The sequence below is a fragment of the Luteibacter anthropi genome (assembly GCF_011759365.1).
Taxonomy (GTDB): Bacteria; Pseudomonadota; Gammaproteobacteria; order Xanthomonadales; family Rhodanobacteraceae; genus Luteibacter; species Luteibacter anthropi.
This window is the reverse complement of the sequence record NZ_JAARLZ010000010.1, coordinates 163,780-179,432: the sequence shown is the minus strand read 5'-3', so window position 1 is coordinate 179,432 and position 15,653 is coordinate 163,780. Positions and strand designations below refer to the sequence as shown.

Annotated in this window: 14 protein-coding genes; 6 read left to right on the top strand and 8 right to left on the bottom strand. The window is 66.1% G+C overall.

Annotation, left to right across the window (positions count from 1 at the left end):
• Window positions 1–109: 109 nt before the first annotated feature.
• Window positions 110–859, top strand: coding sequence for a CPBP family intramembrane glutamic endopeptidase (locus HBF25_RS17545; protein WP_166950702.1), 750 nt, complete (start codon window positions 110–112; stop codon window positions 857–859).
• A gap of 90 nt (window positions 860–949) precedes the next feature.
• Here the strand turns inward: HBF25_RS17545 and tal are convergent, their stop codons facing one another.
• The 3 genes from tal to HBF25_RS17530 all read right to left on the bottom strand — a co-directional run bounded on the left by tal (window position 950) and on the right by HBF25_RS17530 (window position 5,723).
• Window positions 950–1,903 carry a transaldolase gene (gene tal / locus HBF25_RS17540; RefSeq protein ID WP_166950700.1) on the bottom strand — a complete coding sequence of 318 codons (954 nt, stop codon included), beginning with the start codon at window positions 1,901–1,903 and terminating at the stop codon, window positions 950–952.
• 86 nt (window positions 1,904–1,989) lie between these two features.
• Complete coding sequence (locus HBF25_RS17535; RefSeq protein ID WP_166950698.1) at window positions 1,990–4,164, bottom strand: primosomal protein N'; 2,175 nt, start codon at window positions 4,162–4,164, stop codon at window positions 1,990–1,992.
• A gap of 371 nt (window positions 4,165–4,535) precedes the next feature.
• Window positions 4,536–5,723: a DUF3667 domain-containing protein gene (locus tag HBF25_RS17530; RefSeq protein WP_166950696.1), complete on the bottom strand. Its 1,188-nt coding sequence runs from the start codon at window positions 5,721–5,723 to the stop codon at window positions 4,536–4,538.
• Window positions 5,724–5,813: 90 nt separating this feature from the next.
• Between HBF25_RS17530 and HBF25_RS17525 the strand changes: the two genes are divergently transcribed.
• Together HBF25_RS17525 and sppA are read left to right on the top strand one after the other, a co-directional pair.
• Window positions 5,814–7,199: an MATE family efflux transporter gene (locus tag HBF25_RS17525; protein WP_166950694.1), complete on the top strand. Its 1,386-nt coding sequence runs from the start codon at window positions 5,814–5,816 to the stop codon at window positions 7,197–7,199.
• A 56-nt stretch (window positions 7,200–7,255) separates the two neighbouring features.
• Entirely contained in the window at window positions 7,256–9,169 is a 1,914-nt protein-coding gene (gene sppA / locus HBF25_RS17520) for a signal peptide peptidase SppA (protein ID WP_166950692.1), read from the top strand.
• A gap of 98 nt (window positions 9,170–9,267) precedes the next feature.
• On the opposite strand, the gene HBF25_RS17515 is transcribed toward sppA, so the two are convergent.
• Together HBF25_RS17515 and HBF25_RS17510 are read right to left on the bottom strand one after the other, a co-directional pair.
• Window positions 9,268–9,489 (bottom strand): hypothetical protein, encoded by a 222-nt coding sequence (locus HBF25_RS17515; RefSeq protein WP_166950690.1) that lies wholly within the window; start codon window positions 9,487–9,489, stop codon window positions 9,268–9,270.
• A gap of 50 nt (window positions 9,490–9,539) precedes the next feature.
• Entirely contained in the window at window positions 9,540–10,355 is an 816-nt protein-coding gene (locus HBF25_RS17510) for an ABC transporter ATP-binding protein (RefSeq protein WP_166950688.1), read from the bottom strand.
• Window positions 10,356–10,414: 59 nt separating this feature from the next.
• On the opposite strand from HBF25_RS17510, the gene HBF25_RS17505 reads away from it, so the two are divergent.
• Complete coding sequence (locus HBF25_RS17505; protein ID WP_166950686.1) at window positions 10,415–11,197, top strand: SDR family oxidoreductase; 783 nt, start codon at window positions 10,415–10,417, stop codon at window positions 11,195–11,197.
• 6 nt (window positions 11,198–11,203) lie between these two features.
• On the opposite strand, the gene HBF25_RS17500 is transcribed toward HBF25_RS17505, so the two are convergent.
• Together HBF25_RS17500 and HBF25_RS17495 are read right to left on the bottom strand one after the other, a co-directional pair.
• Window positions 11,204–11,845, bottom strand: a complete 642-nt coding sequence (locus HBF25_RS17500) for a DUF4124 domain-containing protein (protein WP_166950684.1) — start codon at window positions 11,843–11,845, stop codon at window positions 11,204–11,206.
• A complete protein-coding gene (locus HBF25_RS17495) occupies window positions 11,845–12,789 on the bottom strand; it encodes a DegV family protein (protein WP_208392649.1) in 945 nt (314 codons plus the stop codon). Before HBF25_RS17495 ends, HBF25_RS17500 begins: the two co-directional genes overlap by 1 nt.
• Window positions 12,790–12,966: 177 nt before the next feature.
• Between HBF25_RS17495 and HBF25_RS17490 the strand changes: the two genes are divergently transcribed.
• Window positions 12,967–13,776 (top strand): AMP nucleosidase, encoded by an 810-nt coding sequence (locus HBF25_RS17490; RefSeq protein ID WP_166950682.1) that lies wholly within the window; start codon window positions 12,967–12,969, stop codon window positions 13,774–13,776.
• Window positions 13,777–13,886: 110 nt separating this feature from the next.
• Window positions 13,887–14,495, top strand: coding sequence for a hypothetical protein (locus HBF25_RS17485; protein WP_166950680.1), 609 nt, complete (start codon window positions 13,887–13,889; stop codon window positions 14,493–14,495).
• 477 nt (window positions 14,496–14,972) lie between these two features.
• Here the strand turns inward: HBF25_RS17485 and HBF25_RS17480 are convergent, their stop codons facing one another.
• A complete protein-coding gene (locus HBF25_RS17480; protein WP_166950678.1) occupies window positions 14,973–15,281 on the bottom strand; it encodes a hypothetical protein in 309 nt (102 codons plus the stop codon).
• Window positions 15,282–15,653: the final 372 nt, after the last annotated feature.

Sequence of the window (15,653 nt, the reverse complement as noted above, 5' to 3'; positions counted from 1 at the left end):
GTTGTCGCGAAATCCGTCAAACGTGTTCGCGCCACCGGTCGCGCGCAAGGCGCGCTCCTACAGGGGGATCGTGTATCGTGGGGGCGTGTCGGGGGACAGGGGAAAAGCAATGGCACCGTTTGACTGGGTCGTGGCGCACGATCCATTGGGTACGTTTGCGTGGGTTGTGCTTGCGGTGATGCTTGCGTGGATCGCGTTTGTCGAGCCTTGGCTTGGTTTCGTGAGTCATCGCCGTTTTCTTGTCGCGCTGGAACGGCAACCTGACGCCCGGCGTCGTTTCTATCTGCAATGGACGATCATGCTGGCCGTGCTGGGGGGCGTGGTGCTGTTTGCCTTTGCCGTCGTACCGGGGCTGAACTGGTCGGCGCTGGGGATGCGTGCGGATATCTCGCGCATTGATCCGATGATGATCGTCGTTCTGGTGGGTGGCGGTATGGCGGGTGTGCTGATAGCGGCCGTGCTGGCGCGACGTCGCAGCGCGCCTGTGCCGCTCGTGGGCAATATCACGGCCTTGCTGCCCGCGACGGTGAACGAGCGCAGGTATTTCATCCTGCTGTCGTTCGCGGCAGGGATCTTCGAGGAGATCGTCTGGCGGGGTATGGTGGTGTTTGCCGTGTATGCCGTCGCACCGCATGCCGCCATCTACTGGCCGCTGGCGATTTCCGCGCTCACGTTTGGCATCGTCCATGTCTACCAGGGGGCACGCGGGGTGCTGGCGACGACGTACCTGGGCGGGGTGTTGTGCTGGCTCTATCTGTACTCGGGAAGCCTGTGGCTACCCATGGTGTTTCATGTGCTCATCGACCTGCGGGTGGCGTTCGTGCAGCCATTGCGGCAGCAGGATCCGCTGGCGGTGTAGGGGGCGTGCCTTGCGCGCGATGATGGTTGCGAAATGCTTTTGCGCATTCGTACCACCGGTCGCGCGCGAGGCGCGCTCCTACACGGGCGTTTAGAGCTTGGCGCCCAGCAGTTCTTCCAGCTTGCGCTGGTCAACCGCGAACTTGCGGATGCCTTCGGCCAGCTTGTCGGTGGCCATCGCGTTTTCGTTGTGGCCCCAGCGGAACTTGGCCTCGGTGAGCTTCTCCGGTGCGGCTTCGCGGCGGCCGGCGTCCTTCAGTGCCACCGGCAGGTCGGCGTTGGTTTCGTCCAGTTCCTTCAGCAGTTCCGGCGCGATGGTGAGGCGGTCGCAGCCGGCGAGGGCCTGGATCTGGCCGATGTTGCGGAAGCTGGCGCCCATCACGACGGTCTTGTAGTCGTGCAGCTTGTAGTAGTCGTAGATGCGACGCACCGACTGCACGCCCGGGTCTTCGGCCGGTTCGTAGGTCTTCTTGTCGGTGTTGGCCACATACCAGTCGAAGATGCGACCCACGAACGGCGAGATGAGGAACACGCCGGCTTCGGCGCAGGCTACGGCCTGTTCGAAGCTGAAGAGCAGGGTGAGGTTGCAGTCGATGCCTTCCTTCTGCAGCTTCTCGGCGGCACGGATGCCTTCCCAGGTGGAAGCCAGCTTGATCAGCACGCGCTTGCGGTCGATGCCGATCTCTTCGTACATGCCGATCAGGCGCTTGGCCTTCTCGATGGACGCCTTCTCGTCGAACGACAGGCGGGCGTCCACTTCGGTGGATACGCGGCCGGGCACGAGCTTCAGGATTTCGCGGCCCACGAGCACGGCGAGGCGGTCGCCGGCGTCGGTCAGCTGCTGGTCACGGTTGCTGCTCTGGCCCTTGGCCCACTGCACGGCTTCGTCGATGTAGCCGGAGTAGGTGGGGATGCCGGCGGCCTTCAGCAGCAGCGACGGGTTGGTGGTGGCGTCCTGCGGCTTGTACTTCTCGATGGCCGAGATGTCGCCCGTGTCGGCGACGACGGTGGTGATCTTGCGGAGTTGTTCGAGTTGGGTGGTCACGTCAGGGTTCCGTTACCGGGGAGATTTCGTATTGTCGCGCTGATGCGCGACGCGGCATAGGCGTCCGATGGTATCGGGTCGATTGTTCAATATAGGTCGATGGGGTCGACATCAAGTGACCAGCGCACCTTGCGGGCCGACGGCAGGGCCGTGAGGGCCTGCTGCCAGGGGCGCAGGAAGGCATGCAGGCGCGCGCGGGTGGAGGCTTCCACCAGCAGCTGGCCACGGTGGCGTCCGGCGCGCAGGGGCATCGGCGCGGGCATGGGGCCTGCGATGCGCAGGTCGCCCGGCTCGCCGATGACGACATGGGCCTCGGCCAGGAAGGCATCGACCTCGGGGCGGCCGTGGGCGTCGGCGCGCAGCAGCACCTGGTGCGAGACGGGAGGAAGCTCCAGCAGGCGGCGTTCTTCGAGCAGGCCGGTGGCCACTGCGCCGTAACCGCCGCGCAGCAGGGCGTGGAGCATGGGATGGTCGGGATGATGGGTCTGCAACAGCACGCTGCCCGGCTTGCTGGCACGCCCGGCACGCCCCGCCACCTGCACCACGAGCTGGGCCAGCCGTTCGCTGGCGCGGAAATCGACGCTGTGCAGGCCTTCGTCCACGCCGACGATGGCGACGAGGGTGAGGTTGGGCAGGTCGTGGCCCTTGGCCAGCATCTGCGTGCCCACCAGGATCGCCGGCTTGTCGTTGCGCAGGCTTTCGAGGATCTCGCCGAAGGCCTCGCGCCGCCGCGTGGTCTCGCGGTCGATGCGCACGACCGGAATCTCGGGGAACCGTTCGGCCAGGGCTTCTTCCAGACGCTCGGTACCCTGGCCCTGTGGGCTGAGGTTGGCCGAGCCGCAGGATGGACAGGCGGGCGGCACCGACATCACGTTCTCGCAGTGATGGCAGACCAGCCGGCGCTTGCCGGCGTGCAGCGTCATGGGCCGGTCGCACCGCGGGCAGTCGGCGTGCCAGCCGCAGTCGTGGCATAGCAGCACCGGGGCGTAGCCGCGACGGTTGCGGAACACCAGGGCCTGTTCGCCACGACCGACGCAGGCGGCCACTGCATTGACCAGGGTCGGAGACAGGCCGTGGTCGAGGCGCTGGGCGCGCATGTCCACGATCTGCACGCGGGTGGGCTGGGTTGCACCGGGGCGGGCGCGCAGCAGCAGCGAGCGGTAGCGACCCGCCTCGACGTTGGCGAGGGTTTCCAGCGAAGGCGTGGCCGTACCGAGCACCACGGGCACGCCATGGGCCTTGGCGCGCACCAGTGCGAGATCGCGGGCGTGGTAGCGGAAGCCTTCTTGCTGTTTGTAGGACGAATCGTGTTCTTCGTCCACGATGATCAGGCCGGCGGCCGGCAGCGGGGTGAATACCGCCGAACGGGTGCCGATGATTACCCGTGCCGTGCCGTTGCGGGCGCGCAGCCACGCGCGCGCTCGCTCGCCTTCGGCGAGGTTGGAATGCAGCACCTCGATCGTGACACCCAGGCGTTCGCGCAGGCGCCGCACCGTCTGCGGGGCGAGGCCGATCTCGGGCACCAGCAGAAGGGTTTGTCGTCCTTCGGCGAGCGCGCGCTCGATCAGCGCGAGATAGACCTCGGTCTTGCCGCTGCCGGTGACGCCGTCGAGCAGGTAGGGCTGGAACCGGCCGAAGCCTTCGCCCACGGCCGCGACGGCGGCGACCTGTTCATCGCTGAGCGTCGGGCCCGGCGCAGGCGAAGCCGCTAGCGTGTTGTCTTCCAGTTCGAGTTTTTCGACCAGCCCCGCGTCGAGCAGCCGTCGCGCGGCAGCGCGCCAGTCGGGAAGCGACAGCCCCAGTTCGTCGGCGGCGCGCGGGCCGTCGTACAGCGCATCGAGAAGCGCGGCCGAGCCGCCCTTGCGGCTGCGCGCATCGCGGGCGCTGCGGCCTTGCGTCGTGAGCGCCCAGGCTTCGCGGCCCGTGGGCGGCAACGGCCTGGGCTCACGTAGCGCCAGGGGCAGGGCATTGGCCACGGCTTCGCCAGGCGCCCCGGCCCAGTAGTCGGCGGCCCAGGCCAGGGTCGTGAGCAGTTCGGCATCGAGCAGTGGGGCGTCGTCGAGCACTTCGTGGGCACGCTTGAGCCGTTTTGCGCCCACGGCTGCCTCGGCCGTCGGATCGATCACCACGCCCACCATCTCGCCCTTGCCGAAGGGCACGCGCACGCGGGACCCGGCCTGGGCGATGCCTGCCTCGGGCGGCAGGTAATCGAACAGGGTCAGCAGGGGGACCGGCAGGGCGACGCGCAGGACGTGAGTCATTCGGGCCCTAGTTTAATGGGATATGCCGATTGTGCTGGTCAATGATTGACCACGATCCCATGGGCTTGGACCGACATCGGAGGCGTCCCGGTAAGAATGAAAGCTAAGTGCCCGCCCTCCGGAGGGTTTCAGGGTTATCCACAGGCTCTGTGGATAAGTCTGTGGATGAGCGTCGGATGGAGGGGGTCCAAGGCGCACGGCTGAGCCTTTCGGGTTAGCTTGGGTACATTTTAACCAAGCTGAAATATTTCAATATTTCAGGCACTTAAAATTTCGACGAGAAAATGGTTCACCCGGCGTGGCCAAAACCTTGACAAAGGCGAAGCCACTTTCCTGCCTGTGTACAACCGCCTGCCGGGTAGGAAGAAATCCTAATGCGTCAACCCGATCAGCATGGCGATCACGAGGGCGAACAACAACAGCCAGAAATAGACGCTGCCTATCAACCAGTACTTGAAGATAGTCATCGGCCATCCCTGCCGGTAGACCCGTTTCTGCATCAGCAGCAGGTACACAGGCATCCAGATCGCGATGGCCCACTGGACGGTCCCTATGGCTACCGCCGCCGCTCCTACATGGGGCGCGATGGCGGTACGGGCAAAGCCCAGCAGCATCAGCACCAGCAGGGCCAGGAACAGGAACGCATGGCTGTGCAGCGCCACGATCAGGTGCTCCATGTAGAGGCGCCGGCGGAACAGGTAGAACACCTTCAGCAGCAGGGCGAACACCGGCACCATCACGAACATGGTCAGCGGCAGCACGCCGAACAGGCCTTCGACGATGCGGTGGATGGCTTCGTCACGCTGGGGCCCCGGGTGCCGCGCCTCGCGGATGTTGTTCCGCAACCGCACCAGTGACGCGGTAAGACGCTGGTTCACCGCATCGGGCAGCCAGCCGATGGAGACCTTCGTGCTGTCGTCGAGCAGGACGGATTCCGAGGTCCAGCCCAGTGTCATCTTCGGCTGGCCTGGCTTGGCCTGGGCCGGTACGTCATCCTGGTCCGGGGCCAGTGGCGGTGCGCCCAGTTCGTTCAGGCGGGTGTTTGCGGTGTCGCGGACCAGTCCTCGCGCGGTGGCGAGGCCTGCCTTGGCCAGCCCGGGCACGGCCGGATCGGCCTCGGTGTGGCGCAGGTCGCGGATCTGGGCGTCGTACAGGTCCTGCACTTCTTCCGCCGTGTTCGCCGCGGCGAAGGCGCCCAGCGTGTCCTTGGGCGCATCCTTTTCGTGCCCGCCGAAATGCACGCCGTTGACGGCCACGTGCACGAAGAAGAATGCCATGAGGCAGAACACGAACATGAGCCGGAAGGGCGCGATATAGCGCACGCGGCGACCGGAGAAGTATTCCAGGGTGAGGAAGCCGGGCCTGGTGAACAGCGGCGGCACCGTGTGGACGATGCGCTCGTCCATGTGGAAGAAGATGTCCCCTGCGTCTTCCAGCATGTGCGACATGGGCCGCAGCACACTGTGGATGGACTGGCCGCAGTGATGGCAGAACTCGCCCTGCAACGCAGCCGAACAATTGGCGCACATGAGCACCGGCGCCGGTTCCAGCTCCTTCATTCCCCTCTCCCCAGTGGGTTCCCCGTTTTGGGTGGGGATGATGGCACGCCAGCGGCTACAATAGGCGGCCCTACAAGGTAGTTTCCAGCCATGCCCATCGACCGCTCCCGTGCGCGTCGCGAGGTCGGCGCCACCTTCCGACTGGCGTTGCCCATGATCGCGGCGCAGCTTTCCGCCATCGGAACCAATGTCGTGGACGCCGTGCTCGCCGGGCACCAGGGCGCGCACACGCAGGCGTCCGTTGTCACGGGCGCCAATATCTGGGCGCTCGCCATCGTCACCGGCATCGGCACCATGATGGCCGTTCCGCCCACGGTCGCCCAGCTCGACGGTGCGGGTCGGCGCAGCGAGATCGGCGCGACCTTCCACCAGGCGCTCTATATCGCCTGGGGCCTGGGCATCCTGCTGGGCTTCGGTGTGTGGCACGCCTCGCCGCTGATGGCCGTGTTCGGCGTGGTGGAATCCATGCGCGCCGACGTGCAGGCATTCCTGCATGCCATCGCGTTCGCCGCGCCGGCACTCACCACGTATTTCGCCTTGCGAGGGCTGTCCGAAGGCTTGTCCATGCCGCGGCCGTCCATGTATTTCAGCTTCGGCGGCCTGGTGATCCTGGCGCCGCTGGGCTACGTGCTGATGTACGGCAAGCTCGGTTTTCCGGTGATGGGCGCGCGCGGCAGCGGCATCGCCACGGCCATCGTGCTGTGGCTGGAGATGATTGGTTTCGGCATCTACGTGCTGAAGCATCGCAACTATCGCGATCTCAACCTGCGCCAGCGCATGGCCCGGCCGGATCGAAAGCAGATCACCCAGTTGTTGCACGTGGGCGTGCCCATGGCGGTGACCCTGCTCATGGAAGCCGGCCTCTTCGTCGCCGTGGCACTGCTGATCGGCCGCCTGGGCGAAACGGTCACGGCCAGCCATCACGTGGCGCTCAACGTGGCCTCGGTGGCCTTCATGATCCCGCTGGGCCTGTCGATGGCGATCACGGTGCGGGTCGGCAATGCGGTGGGCCGGCGCGATGCGCTGGCGGTGCGTTATGCCGGTCTCTCCGGTATTTCTCTGGTGCTGGTGACGCAATGCCTGTCGTCGGGCGCCATGCTGCTGTTCGCCGTGCCGATCGCGAGCCTGTATACGAACGATCCGGCGGTGATTGCCATGGCCTCGCAGCTGCTGATCCTGGCCGGGTTCTTCCAGTTCTCCGACGGCATCCAGGTGGCCTCCAACGGCGCCCTGCGTGGCCTGAAGGACACCCGTGTTCCCATGGTCATCACCCTGTTCGCCTACTGGTTCGTGGGCATGCCCATCGGCTGGTGGCTGGCCTTCCAGCACAACCTCGGCGCCCGTGGCATGTGGATGGGTCTCATCGCCGGCCTGAGCATGGCGGCCATCCTGCTGTTCGCGCGTTTCTGGCGTAGCAGCGGCCGCCCTCACTGGCCCGAAAACCCCGATCCGGCGCCCATGCCATTCCACACGTGATGCGTACGCCCTGACGGGTTACGCTCGCCCCAAAGTCTTCAAAGGAAACCATCCCGATGTCGGATCATCTCGACCACGTACCGCCGCCGCTTCCGCGCCAGGCCCAGCCCGCGCCGCGTCGCCGTGGCGGTTTCGGCAGGTTCCTGCGGGGGTTCGGGCACGGGCTGAACCTGATCCGGCTCATCGTCCTCAACGTATTCTTTTTCGGCCTGATCGCCGTCTTTGCCCTGGTGCTGTTCGTCGGCAGCCGCGGCAACGTGGTGCAGGAAAAGAGCGTGCTGGTGCTGGCACCGGAAGGCGCACTGGTGGAGCAGTACAGCGCCGATGCCTTCTCGCGTGCGGTGGCGAAGCTCTCGGGCGACGGCGTGAAGCAGGTGCAGGTGCGCGACCTGGTACGCGCCATCGACACCGCCGCGAACGATGCGAGCGTGAGCCGCATCGTGCTGCGCCCCGACAAGCTGGAAGCCGGTGGCTTCGCCGCGCTGCGCGAGGTGGGTGCAGCTCTCGACCGCTTCCGTGCGTCGGGCAAGCCGGTGCTGGTGTGGGCATCCAGCCTCGAACAGGGCCAGTACTACCTCGCCGCGCATGCGGACAAGATCTACCTCGATCCGGAAGGTGGCGTGATCGCCACGGGCCTGGCCAACTACCGGCTGTTCTACAAGGACATGCTCGACCGCCTGGGCGTGCAGGTGCACCTGTTCCGCGTGGGCCAGTTCAAGAGCGCGGCCGAACCCTTCATCCTCGACCACGCCTCGCCGGAGTCGAAGGAAGCCGATGCGTTCTGGCTGGGTGGCCTGTGGTCGACCTGGATCGACGAGATCGCCACGCTGCGCCATCTCGATCCGGCGGCACTGCGTGCCGATGTCGACGGGCTGGCCGAGCGCGTGCAGAACGCGAAGGGCAATCTCGCCGACCTGGCCGTGCAGGAGAAACTGGTCGATGGCCTCGCCACCGAGCAGGACTTCGTGAAGATGCTGCGCAAGGACGGCGTGCCGGCTGGCAAGAAGGACCAGGGCTTCCGCCAGGTCGACCTGGCCGGTTACCTCACGGCCAGGGGCCTCACCAATATCGATCTGTTGCAGACCGGGCCTGCCGTCACCGTGGTGGTGGCCGAAGGCGAGATCAGCGGCGGCAAGCAGGCACAGGGCTCCATCGGTGGTGAATCCACGGCGGCGCTCATTCGTGCCGCACGCAACGACCAGCGCACCCATGCGCTGGTGCTGCGCGTGAATTCGCCCGGTGGCGAGGTCTATGCCGCCGAGCAGATCCGTCGCGAGGTACAGCTCACCCGCGAGGCGGGCATTCCGGTGATCGTGTCCATGGGCGACGTGGCTGCCAGCGGCGGCTACTGGATCTCGATGAATGCGAATCGCATCTACGCCGAGCCGAACACCATCACCGGCTCGATCGGCATCTTCGGCATGTTCTACACCGTGCCCGACACGCTGGCGAAGATCGGCGTGAAGAGCGACGGCGTGAGCACGGGTCCGCTGGCCGGTGCGTTCGACATCACCCGTCCGCTGGAGCCGAAAGTCGGCGTGCTGATCCAGAGCATCATCGACAAGGGCTACCGCGACTTCGTAGGCAACGTGGCCAAGGCACGCGGCAAGGACTTCGCCGCCATCGACGCCATCGCCCAGGGTCGTGTCTGGACCGGTGCGCAGGCGAAGGATCGTGGCCTGGTCGACAAGCTGGGCAACCTCGACGACGCCATCCGCGACGCCGCGCAGGAAGCCAACCTCGGCAAGGATTTCAAGGTGCGCTACGCCGAGAAGCCCATGGGTACGCTGGAGCGCTTCATGGCGAGCGTGGGTGACAGCGGCGAAGCGCGCGTGGCGATGTCGATGGGCCTGCGCCTGCCGTCATGGGTAGCGATGCTGCCGAAGCTGGCGCCGGAGTTCGCGCTGTTCCGCACGGCGGAAGCGGGCAAGCCCAACGTCTACGCCTACTGCTTCTGCTCGCCCCGCTAAACCTGTAGGAGCGCGCCTCGCGCGCGACCGGCTATCGCGATATCCGTCAATAGGATCCATGTCGCGATAACCGGTCGCGCGCGAGGCGCGCTCCTACATTATTGTTCCTGGGCCTCGATGGCCTTGCGCTGGTCCTCGGCCTGCTTGTCCACGACCTTCTGCACGTCCTGCGCCTTCTTCTTCTGGTCTTCCATCGACTGCCAGGGCACCGACACAGCCGCCTGGGCCTGTGGCTTCGGCGGGTCCTGCTGGGGTGGCTGCGGCTTGGAGCATGCGGCACACGCCAGCACGAGGGCGGTAAACGCGATACGACGGATCATGGCGGTGGTCCTCGACTTCGGGCACACCCGAGTCTCGCGCCACGACCGGCTCAGCGCAATCGCGCGCCGTAAAAGCCGTCGACCCGGTCCACTTCCATGCGCCAGTCGAACAACGACGACAGCTGCTCGTCGGCAAGCAGGCGGTCTTTCGGGCCTTCCTCGAATAGCCGTCCGTTGCGCAGCATTACCACGTGGCCGATCTCCGGCACGATTTCCTCCACGTGATGGGTGACCAGCACCAGCGTGGTGCCCTCCTGTGCCAGTTGGCGCAGCAGGTCGAGGAAACGCCGGCGGGTGCCCGGGTCCAGCCCGGCGCAGGGTTCGTCGAGCAGCAGCGCGCGAGGCTGGTGCACCAGCGCACGGGCGATGAGCACGCGTCGTGCCTCGCCCGTGGACAGCGTGGAGATGTCACGCCGCGCGAGGTGCGTGGCACCGACACGGGCCAGGGCATCCATGGCCCGCGCACGCATGCTGTCGTCTACGATGTGGTCCAGGCCCAGCGTCATCGAGGCAAAGAAGCCGGACAGCACGGCGTTCAGTGCCGCTTCGTGGGTGGCTTCGAACTCGCGGCGCAGGTCGGAGGACACCACGCCCAGCAGGGAACGCAGGTCGGCCACGCTCCAGCGGTCGCGTCCGAACACCTGCAGTACCGGCGAGCCGTCCTCGTGGACCAGCGGATACAGGCGCCGTTCGATCAGTTTCACCAGCGTGGACTTGCCGGAACCGTTCGGGCCGAGGATGGCCGTGTGCTGTCCCTGGGCGATCGTGAGTGACAGCCCGTCGAGCAGGCGGCGCTCTTCGCGGAGCACGGTGGCACGATCGATGGCGAGCAGGGGCGAAGTCGGGTCCAGGTCCGTCGGCGTCATGGGAAAGTCCCTCGGGTGGTCCCCTCCTTGTACCATGACGTCATGATCAGGAGTCTCCCATGCACCCACGACTGACCCATTGGCGTCTGGACGGCCGTACGGCCCTCGTCACCGGCGCAAGCAAGGGCATCGGACAGGCCTGCGCACGCGAACTGGCCGTGCTCGGCGCCAACGTGCTGCTTGTTGCGCGCGACGAAATCGCCCTGCAACAGATCAGCGACGAACTGGCCGACGAATGCCCGGAAAGCGAAGTCCTGTGGATGGCGGCCGACATGACCGACCACGAGGATCGCCTTGCCGTGTTCGACTGGGTGGCCGACCTGGGCACGAGCCTGTCGGTGCTGGTGAACAACGTCGGCGGCAATGCCGTGAAGGCCGCGCTCGACTACGAGCCTGACGAATACCGCGACATCTTCGAACTGAACGTGTATTCCGCTTTCGAGATGTGCCGGCTCGCGCATCCGCATCTCGTGCAGCACGCGAATGCCGCCATCGTGAACATCGGCTCGGTATCGGGCATCACCCATGTGCGCACCGGTGCGCCCTATGGCATGACCAAGGCCGCCTTGCATCAACTCACGCGTAACCTCGCTTGCGAATGGGCGGAAGACGGCATCCGCGTCAACGGCGTGGCACCCTGGTATATCCGCACGCAGCGCAGCGAGCCGGCCCTGGCCGATGCGGACTACCTGGAAGAAGTGCTCGACCGCACGCCGATGGGGCGTATCGGCGAGCCGGAAGAAGTGGCCGGCGCCGTGGCCTTCCTGTGCCTGCCTGCATCCAGTTACGTCACCGGCGAAATCGTCGCCGTCGACGGTGGTTTCCTGCGCTACGGCTTCTGATGCGCGTCAGCGGCACGAGGCCAGTTGCGTACGCAGCTCGGCCTCGCGTGCTTCGAACGGAGCCCGCTGGCTGCTGAAGGCGTTGCGCAGTGCCTTGTCGTTGGCGTCGGCGTCATCGCGCAATACCTGGCAGGTTTCGGCCGGGCTGAGTTCGCGGCAGCTGTCCTGCACCCAGACGTAGTTGCTGTTTACGAGCGCACCGACATTCCCCTTGCCGCGATTGAGTTCCGGCGCGGAGGCGACCGCGGCGTTGGGACTGCCATAGGCATCCGCCAACCCCGAACTTACCGCGCCCAGCACGCCGAACGGTGCCATGTAGGGTTGCGTCTGCCCGGTGGGGCTCGTATAGGGCTTGCCGTCGGTGGCACGGATGCAGCCATACATGCGCGGCGGGGGACGGGGCGCAGGAGGCGGCAGCGGAGGTGGCGCGGCATCGGCCACGCGCGGTGGTGGCGCAGGCACCGGCGTCGGCGCTGTCGTCGGCCCGGGAACCTCAAGCCGGATCGTTTCCTGTTTCTGGTTCGTGGCGCAGGGTGATTGCTGGTAACTCGTCTCGCCGTGGGCCACGCACTTGTAGACCGTCTGTGCTTGCAGCGCACAAGGCAGCGCAAGGAGCACGATGCTGGCGATGTAGCGACATGCCGGCATCAGAACGTCGCGACGTGATCTTCGGATGCCAGTCCCAGCGTGATCGCGCCTTCGCCGACGTTGACCATGCCGGTGATACCCATGGGGGTTTCGAGCACCTGCACGCCCGTCTCGTTGCAGATGCGCACGAGTGCGTCATAGCCAGGGAGGTTGCGCAGGTCGTCCAGGTCGCCGCCGTAGCTGAGCGAGAGCGAAGGCACCAGCAGGCCGGCCTGCACGCGTTTCGCTGCATAGTCGAACAACAGCTGAGCCCCGTGCTCGAAACCACGGACCTTGCCGACAGGGCCGGTTTCGCCGCGATGCGCACGCAGGATCGGCTTGATGTCCAGCGCCGTACCAAGCATGGAGCTGAGGAAGCTCACGCTGCGATCGCCCTTGCTGCGTGCACGGGAGCGCAGGTAGTTGAGATCGCGCGGCAGCATGTATCCGTAGCTGTGGTCCGCGACATGCGCGGCGCGTTCGCGGACTTCCGCCGGGGAGTGTCCCGCCGCGATCATCCGCACCGTCTCCGCAAGGGCGGGTCCGGAGCCGGCGAAGATGTTCCGGGTATCCACCACGCGCATGAGGAACGGACCACCCAGGCCAGCCGCTTCACGCACCGGGCGGTAATTCTTCAGGATGGCGAAGCTGGCCTTGATCACGTTGTCGTGGATCGGGCTGCGCGTGGCCATGATGGTGAGGCAGACCACGCAGTCGTACTCCCGCACCATCCTGTCCAGGAACAGGTTCTGCACCTCGATGACCGAGCTGGGCTCGGTTTCGGCGGCATGGCTTCGGCTGCCCAGCCGCTGCTGGCGGAAACGCAGGATCTCCGCCGGAGCCCGGTCATCGTGGAAGCGCTGGTCGTCGACCCGCACGGTGATGGGCATCACCGCGATGCCATGGGCATCCAGGAACGCCTGCGGGACATCGCAGGCCGCATCGATCGCCATTCCGATCCGCATCGGTCATCCCCCGGCGACGTCCGGATCACCCGTCGCGCTCCGCCACGCGCCGCTTGCGGCGGATGCTACACTTGCACGAATCAATTGGCACCTCGCCGGCGTGGCGTCGCCGGTAACCGCGCCGTCGGCCCTGTCTGGCCCCGCCTGCCGCCGGCGCAAGCGCGAACCGGATTCCCCATGAAAACCAAGAACGAGATCGTTTCCAACTGGCTGCCCCGCTATACGGGCACCCCCCTGGAGGCTTTCGGCCAGCACATCCTGCTGACTAACTTCGGCCATTACGTCGAGCGCTTTGCGCTGGAGCACGGCGTCGAGGTACGTGGCCGCGACCGGCCCATGCCCAATGCCACGGCCGACGGCATCACCCTGATCAACTTCGGCATGGGCAGCCCGAACGCGGCCACCGTGATGGACCTGCTCAGCGTCATCGAGCCCAAGGCGGTGCTATTCCTCGGCAAGTGCGGTGGTCTCAAGAAGAAGAACGCCATCGGCGACCTGATCCTGCCGATTGCCGCCATCCGCGGCGAGGGCACCTCCAACGACTACCTGCTGCCCGAAGTACCGGCGCTGCCGGCCTTCCAGCTCCAGCGCGCCGTCTCCACGATGATCCGCGACCTGGGCCACGACTACTGGACGGGCACGGTGTACACCACCAACCGCCGGGTCTGGGAACATGACGACGGCTTCAAGGAATACCTGCGCCGCACCCGCTCCATGGCCATCGACATGGAAACGGCCACGATCTTCGCGGCAGGCTTCGCCAACCACATCCCCTGCGGCGCTCTGCTGCTGGTTTCCGACCAGCCGATGATCCCCGAGGGCGTGAAGACCGAATCCAGCGACGCGGCGGTCACGGCCAACTTCGTCGAGCGGCACATCAAGGTGGGCGTCGAGGCTCTGAAGCTGGTCCGCCGCCACGGCCGCAGCGTGAAGCACCTGCGCTTCGCGGATGATGGCGACGGTGACGACGACGGTTCGATTCTGTGATCGCGGGCCGCAATCTCCACTGATCCGACCCATTTTTCAGAATCCTTCCATATATCCCTGCGAACCGGACCGATAGCTTCCCGCGGACCGGTTCGCATGGGAGTTGGATCATGTCTGAAAGTTTCGAGCTGTCGCGCCACGTGCGCGAATACCACTACGACTACGCCACGGTGGTGGAAGACCTCATTGACGAGGAACAGTGCGGCATCCTCCGCCGCCGCATCGACTGGCTGATTGCGGAAGGCCAGGTAAGGCTGGTAGACCGCCGCTCGCCCGGCGGGGAAGGGTGCTACCACCACCTCTTCGACGGCGACGACGTCCGCCTGCACCTGCCGGAACTCGCGGCCTTGTACCAGGCCAGCCTGCCGCTGGTCACCGCCATCACCTCACAGGACGTCGTGCTCTCGCCGAGCCGCCGAGCCGCCATCAACATCCGCGCCTACCCGGCAGGCGGCGGCGCACAGGGCGTCCACTACGACGACAACGGTATCACGGCACTGCTCTTCCTCACCACGAACAGCGAAGCCGCATTGCGCATGGAAATCCCGCGCACGCAGGCATGCACGGAGCAACGCCATTACCTCCCCCGCGCCGGCGCCCTGGTAGTCATGAAAGGACGCGAAGTACTGCACGACTCGATGCCCACGCTACACCAGCGAAAGATCTCAGTAGTCTTCCGCTACGGCATAAGAGGAGAACCCTGGCTACCCCCCCTGTAGGAGCGCGCCTCGCGCGCGACCGGCTGAAACGGTGCGCTCCGTAGTAAAGCAGCCCCTGTGGTGCGTCGCTCCGTAGGAAGGGCTCGCCTGTCGGCCTCGCGCTCGGCGCGTGAGCGTGGCGGCGCACGAGGCGACGGGGGCGGCCCTTGGCGCTCCGGCCTGCGGTGTCCCTCGGGAAAGGAGGAGCCGCTGCGCGGCTCAGTGTCTTATGGCTTACGCCCCTTCGGGCCCGGGGAGCGGGCGGGGTTTCCTGACTCGACATCCTGTCTCGGCAGGAAAGGCCGGCCTTCCTGGCCGGCCCCGCTTCGCGGCCTTTTCCGCCCACTCCCCTCACCTCCATCAAGTCGCGCCAAGGGCCGCCCCCGCCGCCTCTGTCGAACGTCATCGCAGCTTGTTGTAGGAGCGCGCCTGCGCGCGACCGGTTGTCGCGAAAATTTTCATCGATTGCGATACCCCGGTCGCGCGCAAGGCGCGCTCCTACACGGGAGGCGGTGCGGGCCAGGCCTCTCCTGGCGCCAACCAGCCCAACCACATCGCCGCTCCGAACAACAATGCCCCAGCGATATCCAGCGTCCACTCCGGCCCGATCACCGTGCATGACTCCGACGCCAACACCGGCGCAGCCAGCGCCGCGACCATAAACAAGGCAGCTCCCAGATCCACATTCCACCGCACACCCTTCGCCAACGGATCGGCATGCTCCCGCTTCCCCAATAACGTCGCGATATGGATCCCGTGCTGAATCAACCCGCCGACGACTTTTGCCACTTCGACTCGCTGCGTCATTATTTCGACCCTCCAGCGCACACACCTCATCCCACATGCGGCGCACGGTCGCCTGCTTCGTGCATTGCAGGCCCATGCGATACACGTCGTTCCTGCGCATGCAGGAACCCAGCGCCCCGATTCGCCAGCAAACACGATCATGCTGCATCGGCTTTGGCGCCGATCGGCTCGATACCCATCCAGCGATACGCAATCCCTGTAGGAGCGCGCCTTGCGCGCGACCGGTGATATCGAAACGATGAAAATTTTCGCGACAACCGGTCGCGCGCAGGCGCGCTCCTACAACAGTCTGCGATCCCGTTTGGGAGAGGCGGCGGGGGCGGCCCTTGGCGCGACTTGATGGAGGTGAGGGGAGTGGGCGGATAAGGCCGC

What these genes read in the sequence shown, in the direction of transcription:
- HBF25_RS17495 (WP_208392649.1), bottom strand. Translation starts at nt 12,789, where the DNA reads ATGCGGATCGGAATGGCGATCGATGCGGCCTGCGATGTCCCGCAGGCG.
- HBF25_RS17515 (WP_166950690.1), bottom strand. Translation starts at nt 9,489, where the DNA reads ATGATCCGTCGTATCGCGTTTACCGCCCTCGTGCTGGCGTGTGCCGCA.
- HBF25_RS17500 (WP_166950684.1), bottom strand. Translation starts at nt 11,845, where the DNA reads ATGCCGGCATGTCGCTACATCGCCAGCATCGTGCTCCTTGCGCTGCCT.
- HBF25_RS17535 (WP_166950698.1), bottom strand. Translation starts at nt 4,164, where the DNA reads ATGACTCACGTCCTGCGCGTCGCCCTGCCGGTCCCCCTGCTGACCCTG.
- HBF25_RS17490 (WP_166950682.1), top strand. Translation starts at nt 12,967, where the DNA reads ATGAAAACCAAGAACGAGATCGTTTCCAACTGGCTGCCCCGCTATACG.
- HBF25_RS17485 (WP_166950680.1), top strand. Translation starts at nt 13,887, where the DNA reads ATGTCTGAAAGTTTCGAGCTGTCGCGCCACGTGCGCGAATACCACTAC.
- HBF25_RS17510 (WP_166950688.1), bottom strand. Translation starts at nt 10,355, where the DNA reads ATGACGCCGACGGACCTGGACCCGACTTCGCCCCTGCTCGCCATCGAT.
- sppA (WP_166950692.1), top strand. Translation starts at nt 7,256, where the DNA reads ATGTCGGATCATCTCGACCACGTACCGCCGCCGCTTCCGCGCCAGGCC.
- HBF25_RS17480 (WP_166950678.1), bottom strand. Translation starts at nt 15,281, where the DNA reads ATGACGCAGCGAGTCGAAGTGGCAAAAGTCGTCGGCGGGTTGATTCAG.
- HBF25_RS17525 (WP_166950694.1), top strand. Translation starts at nt 5,814, where the DNA reads ATGCCCATCGACCGCTCCCGTGCGCGTCGCGAGGTCGGCGCCACCTTC.
- HBF25_RS17530 (WP_166950696.1), bottom strand. Translation starts at nt 5,723, where the DNA reads ATGAAGGAGCTGGAACCGGCGCCGGTGCTCATGTGCGCCAATTGTTCG.
- HBF25_RS17545 (WP_166950702.1), top strand. Translation starts at nt 110, where the DNA reads ATGGCACCGTTTGACTGGGTCGTGGCGCACGATCCATTGGGTACGTTT.
- HBF25_RS17505 (WP_166950686.1), top strand. Translation starts at nt 10,415, where the DNA reads ATGCACCCACGACTGACCCATTGGCGTCTGGACGGCCGTACGGCCCTC.